Here is a 22,250-nt window from a genome sequence, read left to right on the forward strand (position 1 = left end):
GCCACCTAATGGTGGCTTTGCGACTTTGGTTTACTTTTTAGCGCGTAAATCTAAATTCCTAAAGTCAAAACTAAAGTCTGTGACCGCCGTTGAGACAGCGCGCATTTTTGCACTACTCACTCGGTTATCAGGGCTCATTTGAAACTCAATGTAAGCATCTGCCTCAAGTAACTTTTCATCCCACTTAACAATAAATGTATTGCCGGTGTAATGCTCAAGCTGACCTTTCAAACGCTTTGTATGAGTAAAATCAATACGTAGCTGACCATTTAACTCCTCGATTACCACATCACCATACCAGTTATCGTGCAGTGTGCCTGTGTAGTTGATGTTTGGTAGTTTCGCTTGATAATCTGCAGGTGTTTCTGGTTTTGCGTTTGCGTAAGCTTCTTTTTTACCTTCAAAGTGCTTTTTAGCAAGATCTTCAACCCAGTCTTTGTCTTCAAGATCTAATGCATCTTCTAATACTTCGTAAGTCACCGCAGAGAGCGCGCTGAATGCTTGCTGGTTACTCAGAATAACAATACCGAGGTTTTTCTCAGGTAATAATGTCACTTGAGACACCATGCCTAAGATACCACCACCATGGCCTAGCTTTTTAATGCCGTGGAAATCTTCAATGCTCCAGCCTAAACCATAACCTCTAAATTGTTGGTGGTAAGCTTCATAAGCACTTTTTGATGCCATTGACGTAATGTGTGGATGCCACATTTGTTGCTGCTGTTTTTCAGTGAATAACTGCTGGCCATTTGGCATTTTGCCATGAGCAAGCTGCGTGCGAAGCCATTGGCTCATGTCGCTTACGCTTGATGCAATCGCACCAGCGCCACGGAAATCTTCAAGGTAGTTCACAAAAAATGGGTGTAGTTGGCCATCCATTGGAATATGACCCGTCGCCCAGTTTTTATTGCTACTAGGGATACGTGAAAAACCTGCGCGTGAGTTTTTCATATCAAGTGGCTGAAGAATATTTTTCTCGATGTAATCATTCCAGCTCATGCCAGACACACGGGCTACCACCTCACCTGCTGTCACAAACATTAAGTTGTTATAGGCGTATTTACTGCGAAAGCTACTCGCCGGTTTTAAGTATTTTAGCCCTGCGATAATTTCATCAATCGATTTGTCAGTATCTGGCCAAATCATTAAATCGCCTTGCCCTAAACCCAAACCGCTACGGTGGCTTAATAAATCGCGAATGGTCATTTCACGTGTTACATAAGGGTCATACAGACGAAACTCAGGAAGATGATCAATTACTTTGTCATCCCAGCTAAGCTTACCTTCATCAATTAATTTAGCTAACGCTGCTGCGGTAAATGCTTTGGTGTTTGACGCGATACCGAATAAGGTGTCTTTATTTACTTTTTTACCGGTATCAAGGTGAGATACACCAAAACCTTTTGCTAACACGACCTGATCATTTTCAACAATCGCTACAGCCATACCCGGTACGTCAAAACGTGCCATTGACGTTTCGATTACTTTTTCAATTTTTTTAGTATCAATATCGGCATAACTGTAAAACGAACAGCTCGATAACAGCGCCGCTGCAACGGCTAATTTACGAAATATCATAATATCCCTTGGTGATTTTTATTGTTGTGAATAGCGAACTCTTTCGCTGCTCGGGTTTTATCTGGATCATCGCAACTTGGTCTTGCGAGTATTGCTTCACTGTAATGATTTGGTACACCTGCTTCAAGCGCTCCGCGATGAACATGCTGAAGATACCAGTCGAATGGCAGTAAAGACTCATCTAAGGTATTAGCAATATAACAATGGGCAGCAAGTTGCTCGCCATCAATGAGTTCAACGGTGATATCTACACAGTCATAACGCGGCCCTTCGATATCATCAAGAATCGACTTTTCAGCTTCGTTTAACTGATACACAACACCATATACCAAGGCATCTGCCTGATCTGTTTTGCGCACGCTGCACTTTGCAGAGCCGTCGGTACTTACCATATCAAACGTCAGCTCATAGCCCTTTAAAATAGCTGTGCCTACCCGCTTTGCTTCAGGCAGCCTTGCCAGCAATCTGCTCGATGACATATTTGAACCAAATGAAAAGTTATATAGCGTCATACTTACCTCACACAACAACGCGAATAGCTAAGGCAATTAAGATCACGCCAATGCCTCTATCAAACCAGTATCCGCTTTTTAAGAAAAATGCTCGCACTGATGCTTTTGATAACACCAATGATAAAAATGAAAACCACAGCCAAGTCGCCATTGCCATATACACACCATAACCAGCCTGCACTACAACAGGTGTTTCAGGGCTTATTACAAGAGTAAATAACGACATAAAAAACAGTGTTGCTTTGGGATTAAGGGCATTGGTAAAAAAACCGCGTCGAAATGCTTTATACACCGATTCAGGCTCGGCAGGGGCAAGGGTTTGCTGTTTACTATCGCTAGGTTTTGCGCTTCGTAAAGCTTGCACACCCAAGTATGCCAAATAAGCCCCTGCAAGGTATTTTAAAGCCATGAATAAGCTAGGTGACTGGGATAAAATTAATGCCACACCTAATACACAATAAGCAATATGCAGCAAAATAGCCGCACCAACCCCAGCACTGGTCCAAAGCGCATTTTTACGACCTTGTTGAATACTTTGCTTTAGTACAATTGCAAAGTCAGGACCTGGGCTTGCTACCGCAAAAAAGTGAGCTATGGCTATCAATAAAAACTCATCTAAATACTGCACTCAATATTACCCTACTGCTTGTTCATCTAATGCTAATAACAACGGATTTGCACTGTCATTTACCAATGCTTTAATTTGCTTTTGCGCTTTTTTATATTGGCTGCGTAAATGGGGTTTTAAAAACTTCTTCGACTGATTATCCCCTTTAAAATGCGTAACCAACGCATGCATAAATAGCGTTTGTGGCTCAGTCAGCGCTGCTTGGCGATTGGCATAAGGGTTATAACCGCAGCCGCAGCCACCTTTAAATTGATACACCGTATTACTCATCATCACCCCAAAGCCTAAATAGCATGCCAACGCATCGCTTGCTTGCGGTAAGTACTCTTTACCGCCGGGAGGTAAGACACCCACATGGTGAATCAAAATGGTCGCTAAGGTACCAGCAAAACTTGCCACTAAATCTTGCGGTTGATTGATTTGGTTCGGGTTAAAGGAGATATTCACCGGATGATTTGCCGGCACAATTAAACTCGCCTCACTACCGCGTAAATTGTCTTGAAATTCAAAATGCGGAAACACCTGCGGTGTAAGCCCAGATGGCGCAACTAAGTTAATTGGCCACGCCTGCATCCCCGCATAATCAACAACTCGGCTAAATACTTTTTCAGCCATTTCACTGACGCTAGACACCCTATCCGGAAAGAACTGCCCGTTAGGTAAAATGATTTGTGTGTGTTTTAAAAAATATTCACTATCAAAGTGTTCAACAGCCCATAAAAAGGTATCGATTAACCACTGCTGCTCTTGCTCATCAACAAGTGGGGCCGACTTAAATAACGCTAACATAAATTACTCTTGTGATTGTGCCCATTGCCATGCATCCGTATTGTAAAGAGGCACAGTTGATAAAGCATGATGATGGCTGCCGCTCGACTCTTTCGTTGAATAAGACAAATATAATAAAGTGCGTGTTGGCGCATCATAAATACGACGTACTTTTAACGATTTAAACAAAATACTTTTCGATGATTTAAATACCACTTCGCCTGATTTACTGCGGTCAATTTGTTTTAATTGGTCAGCGGTAATGGGGCCTGTTTGACGACAGGCAATAGACATATCAGATGGATCAGCAAAATCAAGGTTCGCTTCAATATGGCTAATGTGACAAGTAACACCGCTGATCAGTGGGTCTTGTTGTGATACCACTTTAATATCTTTGGTCGTAAATAATCCTAAACTCACCGAAGCAGCATCATCCGAGCAACCACTCAACAAAATCAGTGGCGCAGTAAGAGCAGCTAATTTTAGTAACTTCATCCTAGTGTTCCTTATTAAAAAGCGATAGTTGTCCGTTTACAACGATTTGCTTGCTATGTTTCAATACTATCTCAAAATATCTTCAACAACGAGCACCTAAACAATGAAAAAATCGCTTGGTTTACTGTGTTTAATGTTCTTAAGTAGTACAGCTCAAGCTGACTACTCTATTAGCGCTGGTTTCGGCAAAAACTTTACTAACTCGGTGCAAACCGAAGAAAACCTTAAAATTGAGCTTGAGGATGACAGCCATTTTACTGTCAGCCTAGATAGAACCATTGATAATGCTCGTTATGGGTTCTTTTATTCAGCAACCGAGCTTGATATGAAAGACCAAACTAACAAGCAAGTCGAGATGCAATACCTGCTATTTCAAAGTGCCGTAGAAGTGCCATTAGCTGACCGTATAGTTGGTTTTGTTGGTGCCCAAATTGGCGCAAACCACGTCAGCACTGACTTTGCCGACTCTGATACATATTTTACCTCTGGCCTTTATGCTGGCGCAGATTATTTATTTACTGAACAAGCACGGGTTTATGTTGAAACTCGCTGGCTGGCAACTATTGTAAATAATGCAAGTAACGTATCGTGCACATTGCCAACATCAGAAGACGACCAATGTCTATGGCACTTTGATGGTGATGTGTTAAACCAATTTCAGACAAACATCGGTTTTAGTTACCGCTTTTAAGGAAGACCCCATGCCGCACATTGTTATAGAACACTCAGAAGACTTGCCAATTCTGCCACAAGTGTTAGTTGAAAAAGTTCACCAAGCCGTTTTTGACTCAGGCTTATTTGAGCTTTCGACCATAAAGACTCGTGCAATTGCTTATCAGCATTACGAATTAGGTGAAGGCAAAGATGGCTTTATTCACATCGGCGCATCAATCATGGCAGGCAGAACGATAGAGCAAAAGCAAATGCTCAGTGAGCAATTACTAAGTTGCTTAAGAACATACTGCCGCCGCTCGTATAGCTTAAGCGTTAATATTTACGATATGGATGCTGACATCTACCGTAAGTGTTAGTTACTTTGGTAAATAGGCTGCGGGTAAGCGCTTGATTTCTATCTCAGGCGATAAGTACGCGGTGTAAACCAGCCAACGCTCATTGGGTATGTAGGTCAAGCCCGATGAGCGACTATAAGCTCGCTCCGGTAAAGCAATTAAATCATGATGCTGCTTACTTGCTAAATCATAGTAGCTAATACGGTAATCACCTAAGCGTTCTTTATAATAATAAATACGCCCCTCATGATACGCGTTCTTTGCCACCAGCAACCATGCATAACTGCGCGCCAACTTAACATCGTTCACCAGCATTTCTTCAACACCGGTATCATGATGTTTAATCCAAATAGCATGGCGCGAGTTGGTAAATAAAATATCGCCTGATTGTGTTTCAACGCCATACTGTGCAGGCACGTCAACAGCTTTACCTAGGCTTTTACCTGTTAAGTCATAACGATATAAGTAGTCACCATCAGAAACTAAAATATGCTGGCTATCAGTGCTAAACTTGGGTTTAATTGCATGACTAAATGGCAGCTTGATTTGCTGGCTTTGCTCTACTTTGAAATCATAAACATATAAGCGGGTACTGCCATTGTCATACAATGAAAACAAAATATAGCGTCCATCGGCTGACCAGGTTGGATCACGAACTTCCCCCGTGTTATGTGCAAAGTCAGTAAGCTGCTTTCGCGAGCTACTATCGGGGTTAACAATCCAAAGCTGTGAACTGCCCGATTCATTCGACACATACAGCAGTTTATTTTGCTGCTGATTATATTCAGGGAATAGCGAGCTAAAATTGGTCGACAACATAGAAAACGGCGAGTTGGCCACTTGTTCGTCTATTTTCAAACGCGTGATCACCTTATCTAAATCCCACTGATGGTAATAAACACTGCCATCGCTACTGTAATTAGGTGAACTCATGCCCGCAATTTGCGTGTTGATTAATGCTTGATTATTAATATCATAGAAGTAGCCATACCGTTTGCCGCCCTCAACTGCACTAAACGCCAATTGTTCTTTAGATGGATGCCAATCCACACCATGAATATCTACAAAATCATGAGTTAAGCGTTGACTTTGCCCTGTTTTAACATCAATTAAAAACAGCGCTTTTTGGTTGTTTTTAACAGTACGCGTAACCACAACTCGCTGTGCATCCGGCGAAAACGACACTGACTCATACACAGTTTCGCAGTCATCATTACAAGGAATAACTGTTTCTTTTGTATGTTTTGCCTGTAAATCGAGCAGTTTGATACGAGTGACATAGTCACCTGACTTGCTCGTATGATCAGCAATGTAGGCCAAGGTTTTACCATCACTACTGATATCAAGATCAGGCGCATAGTTATTACTGCACTCACCTAGCACGACACTGGTGGCATTTATCAAAGAGAGTTTTACAATTTCACAAACATCAGAGGCCATGCGGTAATAATATAATGTGTTTGCATCTGGGCTAAACACAGAGCGCCCTTCTGTAAAAGGTGAGTCCGTTAATTGCTTTGCTGGGTGCTCAGGAAAATGTAAATCACGTAAATATAGGTTATTTGGTTTACCAAGCTGTCGCCATGAATACACCAAATAGTGCTGATCATCAGAAATTGAAGGATAAATCTCACGACCAGGGCTTGCCGTCACGCTTTCGATGCTATTGAGCGGCAACACAAAGCTTGAGTTAGTTTGCTTTGCAGGCGAAGAGAACAGCCAATACATTACCACCAAGCTAATGACACACAAAGCCACAAACAGCTGGCGGGTTTGCGCAGTAGTGATACTAAAACCCACAGGGTTTTCTTTATCCGCTGTATCTATTGGCTCGGGCTTTAACAAAACGCGATAACCCGTTTTACGTAATGTCTCTATGTAAGTTTGTTCTGGATCGAGTTCTTTGAATGCTTTTCGTAGATGCCAAATAGCATTTGTTAAGGCTTTTTCACCGACATAAAAATTGCCTTCCCATACATGATTGATGAGCTCTTCACGGGTGATTGGTTCGGGGTAACGCGCCACTAAGCAAGCTAACAACTCAATAAACTTAGGCTGCAAAAGCTGTTCACTGCCATTGCAGATCAGTTTATTTTCGAGAGGGTTAACAATACATGAGCCCAGCTGATAAACGCGATTAGATGTTTCCATTTACTCTAAATAAAACCCCATTTTAGAAGTACAGCAGTATAAAGCCCTATCAATTTATCGTAAAAGCAGCCCTTTCACCAGCTTTAACGTTGCAAAACAGTTAACAATGAATATTTCTTAACCCACTGATTTTAAATAAATAGATATTCAATAGATATAAAATAGAGACATAAACGAGCCACCTAAGATTGTAGTTAGGTTCACATTTCTATAAAAATTTTTACGTCAATACCGACCAGCCAGAGTGTTGTTCACTGTAAATTTTAACTGCCCTTAAAAAGAGCATCACTCTGGTTCTAAAAACTAAAAATAAAACAACTAGGAACGCCTGTGAGAAATCTACTAACCAAACCTTGTGCTATTGCACTTGCTGTTGCCAGTGGTTTTAGCCAACATGCATTTGCCAATGAGGCTGAGATTGCCCGCCCTGCCAACACCACTCCAGCCGCTAATGAACAAACTGAAGAACCTGAAAAAATCGTTGTAACGGGTTCACGTATTAAACGCGATAGTTTTTCAATTCCAACACCGCTGGTCACAATGGACCGCGAAGCCATTGCCGATACAGGTTTAACCAACTTATCAGATATTCTGGTTGATAACATGCCAGCTCTTAGCGAGAGCATAGGTAACACCACCAGCCAATCAAGTGTATCAGCAACCGGTTTATCGACAGTACAACTTCGAGATTTAGGCGCTAACCGTACCCTTACATTGATTGATGGTCGTCGTGTTGTTTCAAACAGCTACAGTGGCAACTATGTCAGTTTAAATACCATTCCGAGCGGTATGGTTGAGCGCGTTGAAATAATCAGTGGCGGTGCATCTGCAACCTATGGTGCCGATGCTGTAGCAGGTGTGGTGAATATTATCACCCAATCCAAAAAAGAAGGCTTTGATTTTAAAGCGAACACAGGTGAAACCACCGATGGCGGCGGTAAAGAATTTACCCTTGATTTAAACTACGGTACCTCGTTTGCTGAAGATCGCGGTTACGCCTATTTCAGTGCCAACTGGGACCGTGATTTCGGTATGACTTTTTACGATCGTAAACGCGCACAAATCGAAGATTCTTACCGCTACGACGATGACCAAATGTGTAATCAGATGCTCACAAAAGACGGTTATCAATGTATGCGTGACATCACACAAGCTGATTGGGTTAGCAAAAGTGATGGTATTCCAGGCGGTGTGTTCTTAGAAAACAGCCGTAACGACACACAATTTTGGTATGACGGTCAAACTCTACGTGATGACTGGAAAGGCAACGAAGAAATTTACGGTGTGAATTCTAGGCAATACGTGATGCTTGATGTACCAAGCGATAACGCATCTGCTGCAGTTAAAATTGATTACGACTTAACTGACGATGTGATGTTCTACGCGCAAGTTCAATACAGTGAAAGTGGCTCTTTTAACAATAAGTCGCCTGAAGATGAATACGAAGGTGCCTATGTACCGCGTTATGACCCGACCACGGGCGAGCCCCTTGCAGATGTAGCACCGGGTTACATCCCAATCGACAACCCATATGTTCCGCAAGAAATCCTCGATGCCAACCCATATAAAGATCGTATTTATTGGGATCGCCGCTTCAGTGAAGTCGGTAATATCAGCACTGATAATACCCGTAAAACGATTCGTAGTTGGGCAGGTCTTCAAGGCACATTATTTAATGACGAGTGGGACTGGGATCTATCTGCAAGTTATGGTCGTTTTACCCAACACCAAATTCGTAGCAATGAATTAAATACTGTAAAACTTAATCAAGCTTTGCAAGCAGAAGAGTTAGCGGATGGCACCATTCAATGTATTGATGAAGCAGCTCGTGCTGAAGGCTGTGTGCCAATTAACTTATTTGGTGAGGGATCTATCACCGATGAGATGGCTGCTTGGATCCGTACCAACCCAATTATTGATACCGAAATAAAACAATACGGTGTGGTTGGCTACGTTGCGGGTGATTTATTTGAATTACCAGCAGGCTCAGTATCCGCAGTATTTGGTGGCGAATACCGTAAAGACAGCCAAGACCTATCAACCAGCGACGACATGAAAGCAGGCGGTATTACCTTTAACTATGTACCAAATTTTTATGGTGAAGTTGAGGTCTATGAAGCCTTTGCAGAGCTTGCGATCCCACTTTTAAAAGATGCCCCTTTAGCAAAAAATTTAAGCGCAGAAACTTCATTACGTTTAGCTAACTACAGCATGGAAAACGTCAACACTGTTGCCAGCTACAAGCTAGGTGTATTTTGGGAACCAATCGAAGGCTATGCATTTAGAGCAAACTACGCTCGCGCTCAACGTGCTCCTACAATCACAGAGCTTATGTCACCACCGCGTGGCGATTACGACAGCTATGATGATATTTGTGACGGTTTAACGGCAACATCAACTAAAGCAGGTCACGATAACTGCCGCAAAGAACCGACGTTAGCTGCGCAACTTGCTGCTGATCCTAACTTTGAATTTAGCGATGAGAATAACAGTTACTCTCCAGGGGCAGGTAACGAAAATCTAAAAGAAGAAACCGCTGATACTTATACCTTTGGTGTGACAGTGGCTCCTGCCTTTTTAGAAAACTTTAATCTTGCCGTTGATTACTACGATATTGCGATTGTTGATGCGATTTCGCAGATCAGCAATGAAAACATCATGCGTGAATGTTACGACTCAGAAGCAGCATGGGGTGAAGACAACGTATTCTGTAATGATATTACCCGTAATAGCGAAGGTAACATTATCAAAATTCTTCAGCGTCAATATAACCTCGATGAGCTAACTGCACGTGGTTATGATGTGGTTGCACAGTACAAATTAGACTTAGATAACCTAGGTCAGTTGTCATTTAAACTAGATTACAACCATGTAATCGAAAACTCGCAAACCTATGAAGGACTTGATGGCAGCTTAGTAACCAGTCACTACGCAGGTTACGGCAGCAGCAAAGATAAAGCCTCAATGTCACTGACATGGCGTAACGATAACTTACGTATTCGCTGGCGTACAAATTACTTAGGCTCGTTTAAAGCAAGCCAGAGTCTTGAAGAAGATTATCAAGAGTATATTGCCGAAAACGATGCCCGCTGTGAGGCTGGTGAAGATACTTGTATCAGTAATCCAGAAAAACTTGCCTACCAAGATTATGGCTCGTTCTTAAAACACAGCCTTTCAGCGTCTTACACCATGTCACTTGGTGAACAGAGCCAATTGCGCGTATTCGGTGGTGTGAATAACGTGTTTGATAATAAAGGTGACTTTTATCCATATGGCCGTGGTAACTACTACAGCGCATACGGCGGTGGTGCTGGTCGCTACGTGTATGTAGGTGCTCAATATAGCTTTTAACCGTTTCATATGAAGATCCCCAGCTAGGCTGACATCAAAGGCGCATTTTTATTGCGCCTTTTATCTTTTCCAGCTTTGCATCTCAACTAATCGAGACTCGGTACGCGCATATTCAAATGCCAGTTTTTGGCCTTGATATAAATCGCTAATACCCACATCGGCCGAAATCACCAGTAATCGGCTGCGATCATAAAACTCATCAACCAAAGCAATAAAGCGCCGTGCTTCATCATCTAAAAAGTGTTCTTGTAAATCCTGCTTTTCTCGCTGATAACTATCTTCAATGCCATGCACAATTTGTTTACCTGTTGCTCCGCGCCCCATTACTGGCACATTGAGTAAATAAACGCGCTGAAAACGCTCTGCCAAATAAATATAATCCGCGGTGCTTCTAGGTCCTGAGCAAAGCGTCATAAAATCAAACATAATGGCGTCTTGAGCTTGCATTACACAGCTAAGCTCGCGGTGGCAAACCTCTATCGTTGTTTGCCTTTGTATTACTTGCTCTTGCTTTAAAAAGCGCTCTGTTAGCGCCTTTTTGTTACCAATAAAATAATGTGCGGTTTGTTTGCCAAAGCGAAAGCGATGATCTGTGTCGCCTTCAACACTTAAAACATGGCAATGCTCATTTAATAAATCGATAGTGGGTAAAAATCGTGCTCGCTGTAAACCGTTGCGATATAACTGCTCAGGTTTACAGTTCGACGTTGCCACTAACACTACTTGCTGCTCAAACAAGGCTTTGAATAAGCCACCCAAGATCATGGCATCACCAATATCAGAAACAAAAAACTCATCAAAACAAATCAAGCGAATGTGCTCTGCCCACTCTTTAGCAATCACAGTCAGCGGATTTTTCTGCCCTTGCAGCTGAGTTAAGCGCTCATGCACTTGCTTCATAAAATGATGAAAGTGCAAACGCTGCTTAGCTTCAATGTTAACAAGCTTGAAAAACACATCCATTAACATGGATTTACCACGCCCTACTGGGCCATATAAATAAACTCCTTTTATTGGCTTTGCGCTTTGCCACCAATGGCTTGGTGCAACTAATTCTGTGGCTAGATTATCAAGAGCATTAATCGCTGTGCGCTGGGCACAGTCTTCTTGCAAATCACCTTTGGCTATTTGCGCTTGGTAATGCTGTAATATTTGTCCTTGCTGTACTGTCATAGGTAACTAGTATCCGCTATACTCGCCGCCATTGTAGCCGACTAAAAATGTGATCCCAATGAAATTTCCATGCCGTTTAGATAAATTTATTAGCCATATTGCCGAGTTACCTCGCAGCAAAACCAAAGCAGGTATCAAACGTAAATACGCCACTGTTAATGGCGAGGTGATCACCTCATTTGATTATTCAATCAACCAAGATGACGATGTGCGCTGGCAAGGCGAGCCACTGGTATTTTTAGGCAAGCGCTACTTCATGCTCCATAAGCCAGCAGGCTATGTATGTGCCAATAAAGATGACCTTCACCCGACTGTATTTGATTTACTTGATGAACCAAATATGAGCGACTTTCATGTTGCAGGCCGTTTAGATATCGATACCACAGGGTTAGTAATCATCACCAATGATGGCGACTGGTCACACAAAATTACTGCACCAAAGCATAACAAATTCAAAACATATTTAGTTGAAACTCAAGAACCTATCGATGAAGAAGCCATTACAGCGTTAGAGCAAGGGGTGCAATTACACAACGAAAAAGAGCTAACTCGCCCTGCGATTGTTGAAAAACTTGCAAGCTACAGCTTACGCCTTTCAATTTGCGAAGGTAAATACCATCAAGTTAAGCGAATGCTTGCTGCTGTAGGTAATAAAGTTGTTGAATTACATCGTGAAAAAATAGCTGACATCACCCTCGACGAAAGCCTTGCAAGCGGTGAATATCGTGCCCTCACAGAAGCCGAACTGAAGCTCTAAATAGGTACTTGAGCAAAAGTCATGATAACGCTGTCATTTTTCCTTAATAAAACCAGACAAACGTGGTAAAAGTTAACAGGGGAAATAATAAAGGAGGCTGACTGTGTTATCAGGATTAGCTTTAAAAACAAAAATTACCTTATTTGCTATCGCTATGTTTATTGCGTTATCTGCGATAGCGTTACTTGGCTTACAATCTTTACGCCATGCCAGCGAAAGCGACAATATCGCGCGTATCAATCAGCTCATGAAGAGCACCACCAATATTGTTGAGCAATTTGAGTTGATGGTTAAAAGCAATCAACTCGAAGAAGCACAAGCAAAGAAGCTTGCTATTCAGGTACTTCGAGAAAATAAATACCATGACTCAGAATATGTCTACGTCGTCGACAACAACTTAGATTTTGTTGCTACTCCGCACGACCCAGAACTACACGGTACCAGCTTTAACGATTTTAAAGATGCCAGCGGCAACAGTATCGGCCGTATGGTCGAAAATCTCGTGGGTAACACTACCAATAAAATCATCACCTATCACTGGGATTCAGTGCGAGATGGTGAAACCGTTGATTTAACCTCTGTAGTACAAAAAACACCGCTGTTTGGCTGGTATGTTGGTACAGGCATTAGCGCCAAAGAAGTTGATGAACGTTATTGGAATACTGCAAAGTGGCTGCTCGGCTTATCTATGCTTATTGCCATTGCGCTGACCTTTGCCATTGCCCGCTTTGGTTCATCGCTCACTAATGCCTTGGGCGGCGAAATTGACGAAGTAATTGGTATTGTAAAAAACGTCTCTCGCGGCAACTTAAACTCACATATTCGCCAAGATGCTCCACCTGAGAGCATTATTGCTGCCATGCATTACATGCAGCAAGGTTTACGTGGCGTTGTTGGCGGCATTAAAGGCGTTACTGATAGCTTAAAAAATCAAAGTGTTGATAACGAGTCTCGCTCTGTTGAGCTCGACAAACTGACTCGTAGCCTAAACGAAGAAACTCAAATGGTTGCTTCAGCTATTACCGAGTTAACAGCCTCAGCACAAACCGTTGTGGAGCATGCTGAACAAGCTGCTTACTCAGTGCAAGAAGCTGAGCAACAAGGTCAAAGTGCCAGCCACTTAACCAGCGAGGCTGCTGATACCATCGCGCTTTTAGAGCAGCAAATTGACAGCGCTGGTAATAACATTCAAGTGCTTGATGATGAAGTAAATAACATCGCTAATGTGCTCAGTGTTATTCAAGGTATTGCCGAACAAACGAACTTACTTGCGCTTAATGCGGCGATAGAAGCTGCCCGTGCAGGTGAACAAGGACGTGGCTTTGCGGTGGTTGCTGATGAAGTACGAGGGCTTGCCCAGCGCACACAAACCAGCACTGAAGAAATTCGCAATATGATTGGCAAACTACAAGCTGCAACCCAAGATGCCAAGTCATCTGTTTCGCTTAGTATTAGTACCAGTGAACAAACCGTTGAAAAGTCGACTAAAGCCAATGAAGAACTAAAACGCGTTGCCAGTTCACTCAGCGCAATCGCGCAAATGAGCCATCAGATAGCTATTGCTGCAAAAGAGCAGCTTGATGCCGGTGAAGACACCGCCAAACGTATCGTGACTATCTCAGACACCGCTTCACAAACGGCTGATGTATCAAATCAGGCCCATACAGCAACCGATTTGATCAAAGGTCTTACTAGCAATTTAGAAACTGAAACCGCTAAATTCAGTTAATTTAAATCAAGTAAAAACGAAAAAGCCCAGCAACTGCTGGGCTTTCTCGTTTTAAATTTGTATTAAGACTTTATTTGTACCAAATCAAAATCGGCCATCCCCGGCACCATTTGTTGTAAGCGCGATTCAGTGACATCCAATGAGTTCAAACACTCACAGTACTCTGAGGCTTTCATCTCTAATTGCTCTGCTTTCTTTTGCAGTGATTTATCAATTTCTTTTGAGATGATATCCATACGCTGCCCCATATCATTGATACGGTCTTCGATATTACCTTCGCGGGATTTAAAAGCATCGCCTAACGAGACTAAAATAGCGCCAAGTGATCCGTGCACTGCAGAGTGAATTTTCTGACTGATTTCTTTGGTAAAAAAGTCATCGATTTTCGACAGCGACTGTGGAGCAATAAAGAAAAAGTCATCACCACGCTTAAATTTATCCATCAGTGCACGCTCAACATATTGCAGCTGAGTTTTTAACACTTCTGGCTCTTTGTCTGACATGCCCTCAACAACTTGCTCGATAGCACTTAAGCCAAGGTTTACACCATCGGTCGCCAAGTCAACAAGCTCAGGGACGGTTTGCCTAATGCCTCGACTGAATTGCTCCACAACTTTGCTTTCATCAGGGCTTAAATCAACCCAATAACCTCGTATAAATAATTGGTTATCGTTGTTGATCTGTACGCGAGTTTGACCTTTATCAACGATACGAATGACATCATCGGTGATGATTAAGCCATGGCTTAGCTCTACATCGCATTGTTTTTTTTCTAGGGTTGCGTAGCTTGAAAAGCTAGAGAATGTAATGGCCGCTGCTAACAACGAGCGAGAAAAGAACGCCATATACACCTCAAAAAGACAAAAAAGGAAGGCCGCTAGATTAGCAAATATCCAATTTTATGCAAGTAAAACGCCTAGCTATGCTAGGCGTCTTAAAATAAAGGAGGATTAAATTGGTGAGCCCGGTGGCATTGGCAGCACTTTAAAGTTTGTAGGCCATTCACCACTTTCTAAAAAGTAACTGATTTGCTCGCTTAAATATTGCTTAAATGCACTGTTACCAACGGATGCACTGCCTAGCATGGATTCTTGCTGGTAACTCTTTGCAAGTTTAGCTAAGTAGTAACGAAGCTGTGCTTGCACTTCGGGTGCTACCTCATTGCTTGCCACTAAGTCAGCAAACTGTTTTGCAGTTAAAAGCTGTACACGTTGGCTAATTTTACCTGCCATCCCTGAAGCAATTTTTTGCTCAAAAACTTGCTGATAAGTTTGTGCTAATAGCGCATCTAAACCATAAAATGCATCGCTTCGTGCTTGCTGCTGTGCTAAACGGTTAATGCGTTGGCTATTAAAAAGTAGGCTCAAGCTATGTGCTGCAGCAACCTCAGGCAACGCCATCGCATCAAGCGTGAGTCCTGTGCGGCCAACAATGCTCTCGCGTGATTTTGATTCACCATACGCTTTTGGTGGAATAAGCGCTAATACCGACTCAGGCAAAACAAGGTTCTCAGCTTTTAATGTCGCAAGTACTGCATCGGCTGCCGCTTGTTGTGTTTGCTTTGCCACAACCTGCGCCCCTTTTGGTTGTGAACCATCGCGTACTTCGTATTCGTAATTTACACCGGCAATTAATTTAACCGCAGCTTCAACTTGATAGCGATGGAACAAATAAAGTGGCACCAGCATTTCTTCTAATTGCGATAAAGCAGTGCCTGTTTTGATGTTTTCAATGCCAAAGCTCGTCAGCGCTTGTTTACGAACATCAAGTACACGCATTAACTCATCACTCGGTGAACTGCCGTTATCCCATAAATGCCCTGTTGGGTGAGCACCACCTTGAGCGCGGGCATCACTGTCTGAAATAAATTCCAGCCCTTTGCTTTTGTTTTCAGCTAAAATTGCGGCCAATTGCTGTGCTTCATCTTGATTGGTGAAGTCGCTATAACCGTATTTAACCACTTGGGTATCCCACACGCCCATGCCAGCAGCATAACCTCGGCTTACATCTAATTTACCTTGCTCATTAAAGCTCAGTAGTGGGTGTGGATAATCCATTACAGAGGCTCTGTCTGCCACTGACGCTGCAAAGTTATGCGAAATACCTAAAGTATGCCCGACTTCATGGGCGCTTAATTGACGAATACGATCAAGTGCCATGGCTTGTAAGCGCTTAGCCACTTCATTGCCTTTAAAATAGGGAGCTGCTAATGCTTCTGCAATTAGGATGTCTTGACGAACACGCAGTGAACCCAGTGTCACATGACCTTTGATAATTTCGCCTGTTCGAGGGTCAATTACGGAGCTGCCGTATGACCAACCACGGGTTGCACGGTGCACCCATTGAATTACGTTGTAGCGAATATCCATAGGGTCTGCATCATCAGGGAGCACTTTAACGATAAATGCGTTCTTATAACCTGCTGCATTAAAGGCATCATTCCACCATTTAGCACCATCGAGTAACGCTGTTTTAACTGGCTCAGGTACACCCGGATCTAAGTAATAAACAATCGGCTCAACGGGCTCGCTGATTGGCAGGCTAGGATCTTTTTTCGCTAAACGATGACGCGGGATGTAACGCACATACATAGATTCACCCAGCGCTGCCGCATAATCTTTGTGCTCAATGCTCCAAAAACCTGCTTGAGGGTGGAATTTGCGAGGGGTGTAGTTATCGTCCGGTAACTCAATTAATGAGTGATGCATATGTACTGTCAGTGCATAAGGGTCTGCGCTCACTTGGCGTACATACTTACCTGGGTTATTACCTTGAAAAGTAAGCACGGCTTCTAATTCAGTATTTTTTTCAAATGCTTTTGAACGTGCTAAATAAACCGCGCTGCGGTTGCTATCTAAGTTAAAACTTCCCTGCCCGGTTGCTGATAAACGACGGCTTACACCATGAACATCGCTTAATAAATAAGGGGTGTAATCCACAAGTACCGCAGTATCTGACTGAGCTACAACACTAAAACCCGCTAAAATACTTGATGCGAACGCCTCTTTAATACTTTGTTGTTCCGCAAGGTTATTAGTATTAGCACGGTAATAAGTATTAATAGCTCTTAGCATCACCTTATCGCCAAAACGCTCAAATTGAACTAAGTGAGTATCGCCTAACTGACCACGATCTAAGCCAATATCATTTGAACCAACACCGTAAGGTAAGCTTTGTTGTAATAAAAATTGTTGCTCGAGTTTATCCACCTCAAGATACAATTTGCCGTTTTCTGTATCGTAGTAAAATGAAAAATAGCCTGAAAAATGAGTCATTTTTTCAGTAAAATCATTTATAGACTTAATTGCTGCGTGTGCTTGAGTTATCATAGTAAGTAGCACAGCTAAGAGCAGATATCGTAGTAATGGTATTTTTTGCATAATCTTATCTTTGTTATTCGCGTTTTAAATACTGTATAGGTATTAAGCAGTATAAAGTACCGCCAAGAAAAATCAGCTATTTAAGACGAAATTCAGCGCTTGCTAAGACATTCTCTCTCACACTAAAAATGTCTGGCTACAACGTTATCAGGAAAATAGAATGCGTAGACTCCCACCGGTATTGTTAGAAGATGGTTGCCCTCGTGAACTGATCTCATTGATCAGAACGGTGCTTGCGGCATGTAAAGAAATTTCATTTCGTGTTGGTCAAGGCGCCCTATCTGGCGTATTAGGCTCAACCCTAGACGAAAACATTCAGGGTGAAACTCAGAAAAAACTCGATGTTCTAACTAACCAACTTTTAAAAGATATTTTATTAGAATCGGGCTACGTAAAAGCCATTGCCTCTGAAGAAGAAGACTTCACCGTTGCGGGTAATCCAGATGCCAACTACATTGTTGCATTCGACCCACTTGATGGCTCATCAAATACTGATATCAACTCACTCGTTGGTACGATTTTCTCAATTATGGCGGCGCCTGAAGGGGCTGATCCGGCTGATCCTAGTATTTTTATGCAACCGGGTAAAAACCAAGTTGCAGCGGGTTATGTATTATATGGCCCATCAACCGTGCTGGCGTTAACAACTGGCAAAGGCACACGCTTTTTCACCTTAGATAAAACGCACGGTACCTTCTTATTAACGCAAGATTTTGCAACCGTACCTGAAGAGACTAGCGAATTTGCAATCAATGCTTCAAACCAACGCCATTGGCAACCAGCAATGCAAAATTACATCAATGACTTAATTGCTGGTGATACTGGACCGCGTGGTCGTAACTTTAACATGCGCTGGATTGCTGCAATGGTAGGTGATGTGCACCGTGTATTATGCCGTGGTGGTATTTTTACTTACCCAACCGACACGAAAGATCCAAATAAACCTAACAAATTACGTTTATTATACGAAGCAAACCCAATGGCAATGTTAATCGAACAAGCTGGCGGTATTGCCTCAACAGGCACTGAGCGCATCATGGACATTCAACCTGATGCTATTCACCAACGTGTGGCGGTGATCTTAGGTTCGAAGAACGAAGTGGAAACCTGCTTAAGCTACCATAAATAGCAAGCAGTAAATGCCTTAGGCTGAAAGGTATAAAATTCTTTCAGCCTAAAGTCACTGCTAATAACTTCTTTAGCGTACTTGTACTCAACTCACCCATTTGCTCGTTATTACTTAGCGCATAAATAGCCCCTTCAACGGCGCTTTCGTCGATGTCTTGCCTAGACTCTACTACATTTGCCCAAAGTTCTAATTCATCGATATCTATTTCGCCGTCTATAACACGCTGTAAAACCTGACAGAAAACATCTTGCGTCAGAGTATGGACACCACCTTGTGTGTCTGGAGTACTGGTAATTACTGAGATTGCCTCAAATCGGTTATCACCAAAGCGGGCAAACTCATCTAATGCGTCTAATTTATCCATTTGCTATGCTTACCTTTTCAATCTCAAAGCATCTTTTTACTTAATGACAACCCTTACTTGCTCACAATGCAAAGCAACGCTTAACTGCCAAGCCGACAATATTAATGCCTGTTGGTGTAGTGAGCTACCCAACATTTTACCACTCGATGAGGCTGCAACAGAATGTTTATGCCGAGACTGTACTATAAAAAAGATCAATTCATTTTTATCTAAACTTTATCAACAGCCTCTTGGACAGCAGCTTGCCTTTGCTAAGCCTTATTTTACTCAAGGTAATTTAATAGAAAATCTCGATTACACCATGCAAAACAACTACATGGTATTTAGCCGCTGGTTCTTTTTAAAACGTGGCCACTGCTGTAGTAATGGCTGTACTCATTGCCCTTATTCCGATAGCTAACCTCTTACAGAGTATTTATTCAAATATTTTGCATTTAATTGCAAATAACGCATGGACGATAAGAATAAAAATACATTATAATTGGATATAAATTCACTAAATCATCAATTTTTAAGCTTAAATTACTAGTAACGTCTATTTTTTAAGCATAAATTTACTGTAACTAAGTCGGAATCAATCATGAACACTTTTAAGCCTGCTCTACTTGCAAGTGCAATTTCTGCAGTTTTAATCAATAGCAATATGGCGTTTGCTGCAGAAGATGCTATCGAAGTTGATAAATCAATTGAAACTATTCAAATTACTGCAACACGACGTGCAGGCTCTGTGCAAGATGCACCGCTTAATATCACAGCGCTCAATGGCGATGTAATTAGCGACCAAAACATTGGTGATCTAGAAGATGTCGCACGCTGGGTACCTGGCTTAACAATTTCTGATCAAGGTGGCCGTGAAGGTTCTCCGATTATCGTTCGTGGTTTGAATACAAATACATCTGACCGTATTTCTGATAGTGGCACAGTGGCAACCTATGTTGGTGAAATTCCACTTAGCATCGACTTACGTTTAACTGACGTTGACCGTGTTGAAGTGCTAATTGGCCCACAAGGTACACTGTATGGTGCAGGTACTTTAGGTGGTGCAATTCGTTACTTACTAAAACAACCAGAGCTTGATATCACTGAAGGTAAGGTTACAGGCGATGTATTTAGCATTAACGAAAGTGACGGCACTGGCGGTGAGTTTGGTGTGGTATTCAACACCCCGCTAATTGAAGAAAAATTAGCGCTTCGTGCTAGCTTAAATTATTACGATAACCCTGGTTACATTGACTACACCCACGTGGTTCAAGAACCGGGTGTATCAAACCCAAATCCTGATTTTTCAGACAGCAGCGATGTAAATGCCAACTTAAAAAGCGTAAGCGATGTTAACGATGAGCAAATCACCACTGCACGTTTATCACTTCGTTGGCTTGCAACCGAAGATATTGATGCAACGCTAAACTACTTCTATCAAAAGCAAGAAAATGGCGGTAACTCGACATCGCAATACGGCTCTCTTGCTGATAGCAGTGCACTACAAGGTGTCCCAGGAAAGTACGAAAACGTAGCTCGTGTACTTGAGCCTGGTGAAGAAGAAAACGATTTATTAAGCTTAGAAGTAAAAGCAGATCTTGGTTTTGCTGAGCTGGTATCTGCATCTGGTTGGTCTAGCTATGAGCAGTCTGGTCAACGCGATCAAACTGATCTACTTTACGATATTTGGTCAGGCTATGCCGACTTCCCTTCTTTTGTTGGCTACACGCACGATACCTCAGATCGCGATACATTTACGCAAGAGCTTCGTTTAGTTTCAAATAGTAATAGTGCTTTTAGCTGGATTGTAGGCGGCTTCTACAACAAAGTAGAAAGTTACTCTGATGATCGTGAGTACACGCCGGGTCTGACTGAGTACTGGGGTGGTGGTATTCCAAATGTTGAACAAGACCTTGAGTACATTCTAATTTCAGATAGCGAGACCACTGAAAAAGCACTTTTTGGTGAAATCGGCTACAGCATCACAGATCAGTTTGATGTAACTTTAGGTGCTCGTTTTTACGAATACGATGTATCAACAACATCAGGCTCTGCTACACCGCTTTATTCTGGTGATTTTGATTCACTAGATAACCTTGTTATGGAAAATGTGAGCGCTAGCGATAACGGTAACTTATTTAAGTTTAATGCTAACTATACATTCGATAATGGTGTACTTGCTTACTTTACCGTGAGTGAAGGTTTCCGTATTGGTGGTGGTAACGGTATTGCTCCTTGCCCTGATGTATTACCTGAGCAACAAATTGTTTGTGCCCTGCCAAACGAAGAAGATTACAAACCAGATACAACGGTCAACTACGAGCTAGGCTTTAAGTCATCATGGTTACGTAACCGCCTACATTTCAATGCGGCGCTATTTAATGTTGATTGGAAAGATGCACAAGTGGGTAGCAGCACCGTAAATGGTCAAGAGCTAATTACCTCAAATGCAGGCTCTGCTAATTCTAAAGGTGTTGAGCTCTCTACTCGCGCAATGATTGGTGATAATTGGGCTGCATATGCGACATACGCGTATGCAAAGGCTGAATTGACCGAAGATGCGCCTTACTTATTTGGTGTGTTAGGCGATGACTTAGCACAGTACCAAAGCTACTATGATGGTGCCAAAGGCGACCGTTTACCGGGCGCTCCTGAGCATCAATTCTCGTTTGGTCTTCGTTACGAGCAAGATGTCTTAGGCGATAAGTTATTAAGTGTAAACTACGGTATCACAGCGCAAAGCGATGTGATCACCAAAGTAGGCTTAAAAGCAGACGGCGAAGTATTACCAGGTTATGCACTAAGTAACTTATCAGCCAAAATTACTGGTGATATGTGGTCTGCAACGCTTTACGTAGACAACTTATTCGATAAGTACGCATTCACTTCTGTGCGTCGTGATAAGTCTTGGGCAGGTATGTCGCAATATGCTGAGCTTAACAAAGAGCTACCTGAGCTACAGCGTGTTTATGGTCACTACACCACAGCGCCGCGTACTATCGGTATGAAGTTTAGCTACAACTTTGAGCTGTAATTAAACATACCCATAAAAGCCTTGCCACCTTCAGGCAGGGCTTTTTAATACCAATTCGCTTAATTAATTGGTCTATTTTGAGGCAAGAAAACCTCGTTGATAGCAAGGCAAAAATTTCGTTATTTAGTTGTGCTCGGCAATTGCTCCTGCATTGCTCTACCTTCTGCATCCATGCAGTCGTAAATCAGAAATTTTTAACGCAGCTAGCGACA

18 protein-coding genes are annotated in these 22,250 nt (G+C 42.3%); 8 read left to right on the forward strand and 10 right to left on the reverse strand.

The genetic code is table 11. From position 1 onward, the window contains the following. Positions 1-30: 30 nt before the first annotated feature. Genes AOG26_RS02055 through AOG26_RS02075 form a run of 5 tightly spaced genes read right to left on the reverse strand, consistent with a single transcriptional unit; the run spans position 31 to position 3,981 of the window. Positions 31-1,578 carry a serine hydrolase gene (locus AOG26_RS02055; protein ID WP_054560992.1) on the reverse strand — a complete coding sequence of 516 codons (1,548 nt, stop codon included), beginning with the start codon at positions 1,576-1,578 and terminating at the stop codon, positions 31-33. Further along, entirely contained in the window at positions 1,575-2,090 is a 516-nt protein-coding gene (locus tag AOG26_RS02060) for a gamma-glutamylcyclotransferase family protein (RefSeq protein ID WP_054560993.1), read from the reverse strand. Before AOG26_RS02060 ends, AOG26_RS02055 begins: the two co-directional genes overlap by 4 nt. Before the next feature lie 7 nt (positions 2,091-2,097). Next, positions 2,098-2,718, reverse strand: coding sequence for a LysE family translocator (locus AOG26_RS02065; protein ID WP_054560994.1), 621 nt, complete (start codon positions 2,716-2,718; stop codon positions 2,098-2,100). A gap of 6 nt (positions 2,719-2,724) precedes the next feature. Beyond that, positions 2,725-3,507, reverse strand: a complete 783-nt coding sequence (locus AOG26_RS02070; RefSeq protein WP_054560995.1) for a hypothetical protein — start codon at positions 3,505-3,507, stop codon at positions 2,725-2,727. Positions 3,508-3,510: 3 nt separating this feature from the next. Continuing rightward, a complete protein-coding gene (locus AOG26_RS02075) occupies positions 3,511-3,981 on the reverse strand; it encodes a CreA family protein (protein ID WP_054560996.1) in 471 nt (156 codons plus the stop codon). Between the two features lie 103 nt (positions 3,982-4,084). Between AOG26_RS02075 and AOG26_RS02080 the strand changes: the two genes are divergently transcribed. Together AOG26_RS02080 and AOG26_RS02085 are read left to right on the forward strand one after the other, a co-directional pair. Further along, a complete protein-coding gene (locus AOG26_RS02080) occupies positions 4,085-4,672 on the forward strand; it encodes an outer membrane beta-barrel protein (protein WP_054560997.1) in 588 nt (195 codons plus the stop codon). A gap of 10 nt (positions 4,673-4,682) precedes the next feature. Next, positions 4,683-5,012 carry a 5-carboxymethyl-2-hydroxymuconate Delta-isomerase gene (locus AOG26_RS02085; RefSeq protein ID WP_054560998.1) on the forward strand — a complete coding sequence of 110 codons (330 nt, stop codon included), beginning with the start codon at positions 4,683-4,685 and terminating at the stop codon, positions 5,010-5,012. Here the strand turns inward: AOG26_RS02085 and AOG26_RS02090 are convergent, their stop codons facing one another. Continuing rightward, complete coding sequence (locus AOG26_RS02090) at positions 5,013-7,142, reverse strand: winged helix-turn-helix domain-containing protein (protein WP_054560999.1); 2,130 nt, start codon at positions 7,140-7,142, stop codon at positions 5,013-5,015. It lies immediately after the preceding gene. A gap of 330 nt (positions 7,143-7,472) precedes the next feature. On the opposite strand from AOG26_RS02090, the gene AOG26_RS02095 reads away from it, so the two are divergent. Then, on the forward strand, positions 7,473-10,493 hold the full coding sequence (locus AOG26_RS02095) for a TonB-dependent receptor domain-containing protein (protein ID WP_054561000.1): 3,021 nt from the start codon (positions 7,473-7,475) through the stop codon (positions 10,491-10,493). A 60-nt stretch (positions 10,494-10,553) separates the two neighbouring features. On the opposite strand, the gene zapE is transcribed toward AOG26_RS02095, so the two are convergent. Further along, positions 10,554-11,666 carry a cell division protein ZapE gene (zapE, locus tag AOG26_RS02100; protein ID WP_054561001.1) on the reverse strand — a complete coding sequence of 371 codons (1,113 nt, stop codon included), beginning with the start codon at positions 11,664-11,666 and terminating at the stop codon, positions 10,554-10,556. Positions 11,667-11,724: 58 nt separating this feature from the next. Between zapE and rsuA the strand changes: the two genes are divergently transcribed. Both rsuA and AOG26_RS02110 read left to right on the forward strand, forming a co-directional pair. Beyond that, on the forward strand, positions 11,725-12,423 hold the full coding sequence (gene rsuA, locus AOG26_RS02105) for a 16S rRNA pseudouridine(516) synthase RsuA (protein ID WP_054561002.1): 699 nt from the start codon (positions 11,725-11,727) through the stop codon (positions 12,421-12,423). A gap of 154 nt (positions 12,424-12,577) precedes the next feature. Beyond that, positions 12,578-14,152, forward strand: a complete 1,575-nt coding sequence (locus AOG26_RS02110) for a methyl-accepting chemotaxis protein (RefSeq protein ID WP_054561198.1) — start codon at positions 12,578-12,580, stop codon at positions 14,150-14,152. Positions 14,153-14,214: 62 nt separating this feature from the next. Here the strand turns inward: AOG26_RS02110 and AOG26_RS02115 are convergent, their stop codons facing one another. Together AOG26_RS02115 and AOG26_RS02120 are read right to left on the reverse strand one after the other, a co-directional pair. After that, a complete protein-coding gene (locus AOG26_RS02115; RefSeq protein ID WP_054551020.1) occupies positions 14,215-14,997 on the reverse strand; it encodes a YggN family protein in 783 nt (260 codons plus the stop codon). Positions 14,998-15,102: 105 nt separating this feature from the next. Next, positions 15,103-17,532, reverse strand: coding sequence for a zinc-dependent metalloprotease (locus AOG26_RS02120; RefSeq protein ID WP_054561003.1), 2,430 nt, complete (start codon positions 17,530-17,532; stop codon positions 15,103-15,105). Between the two features lie 160 nt (positions 17,533-17,692). On the opposite strand from AOG26_RS02120, the gene AOG26_RS02125 reads away from it, so the two are divergent. Next, positions 17,693-18,661 carry a class 1 fructose-bisphosphatase gene (locus AOG26_RS02125; RefSeq protein WP_054561004.1) on the forward strand — a complete coding sequence of 323 codons (969 nt, stop codon included), beginning with the start codon at positions 17,693-17,695 and terminating at the stop codon, positions 18,659-18,661. Positions 18,662-18,701: 40 nt separating this feature from the next. On the opposite strand, the gene AOG26_RS02130 is transcribed toward AOG26_RS02125, so the two are convergent. Next, positions 18,702-19,025: a hypothetical protein gene (locus AOG26_RS02130; protein ID WP_054561005.1), complete on the reverse strand. Its 324-nt coding sequence runs from the start codon at positions 19,023-19,025 to the stop codon at positions 18,702-18,704. A 43-nt stretch (positions 19,026-19,068) separates the two neighbouring features. Here AOG26_RS02130 and AOG26_RS02135 point away from each other — a divergent pair, with 43 nt between their 5' ends. After that, positions 19,069-19,425: a DUF5522 domain-containing protein gene (locus AOG26_RS02135; RefSeq protein ID WP_054561006.1), complete on the forward strand. Its 357-nt coding sequence runs from the start codon at positions 19,069-19,071 to the stop codon at positions 19,423-19,425. A 180-nt stretch (positions 19,426-19,605) separates the two neighbouring features. Then, positions 19,606-22,038, forward strand: coding sequence for a TonB-dependent receptor (locus tag AOG26_RS02140; protein ID WP_054561007.1), 2,433 nt, complete (start codon positions 19,606-19,608; stop codon positions 22,036-22,038). Positions 22,039-22,250: the final 212 nt, after the last annotated feature.

Source organism: Pseudoalteromonas sp. UCD-33C (genome assembly GCF_001306895.1).
Classification (GTDB): Bacteria; Pseudomonadota; Gammaproteobacteria; order Enterobacterales; family Alteromonadaceae; genus Pseudoalteromonas.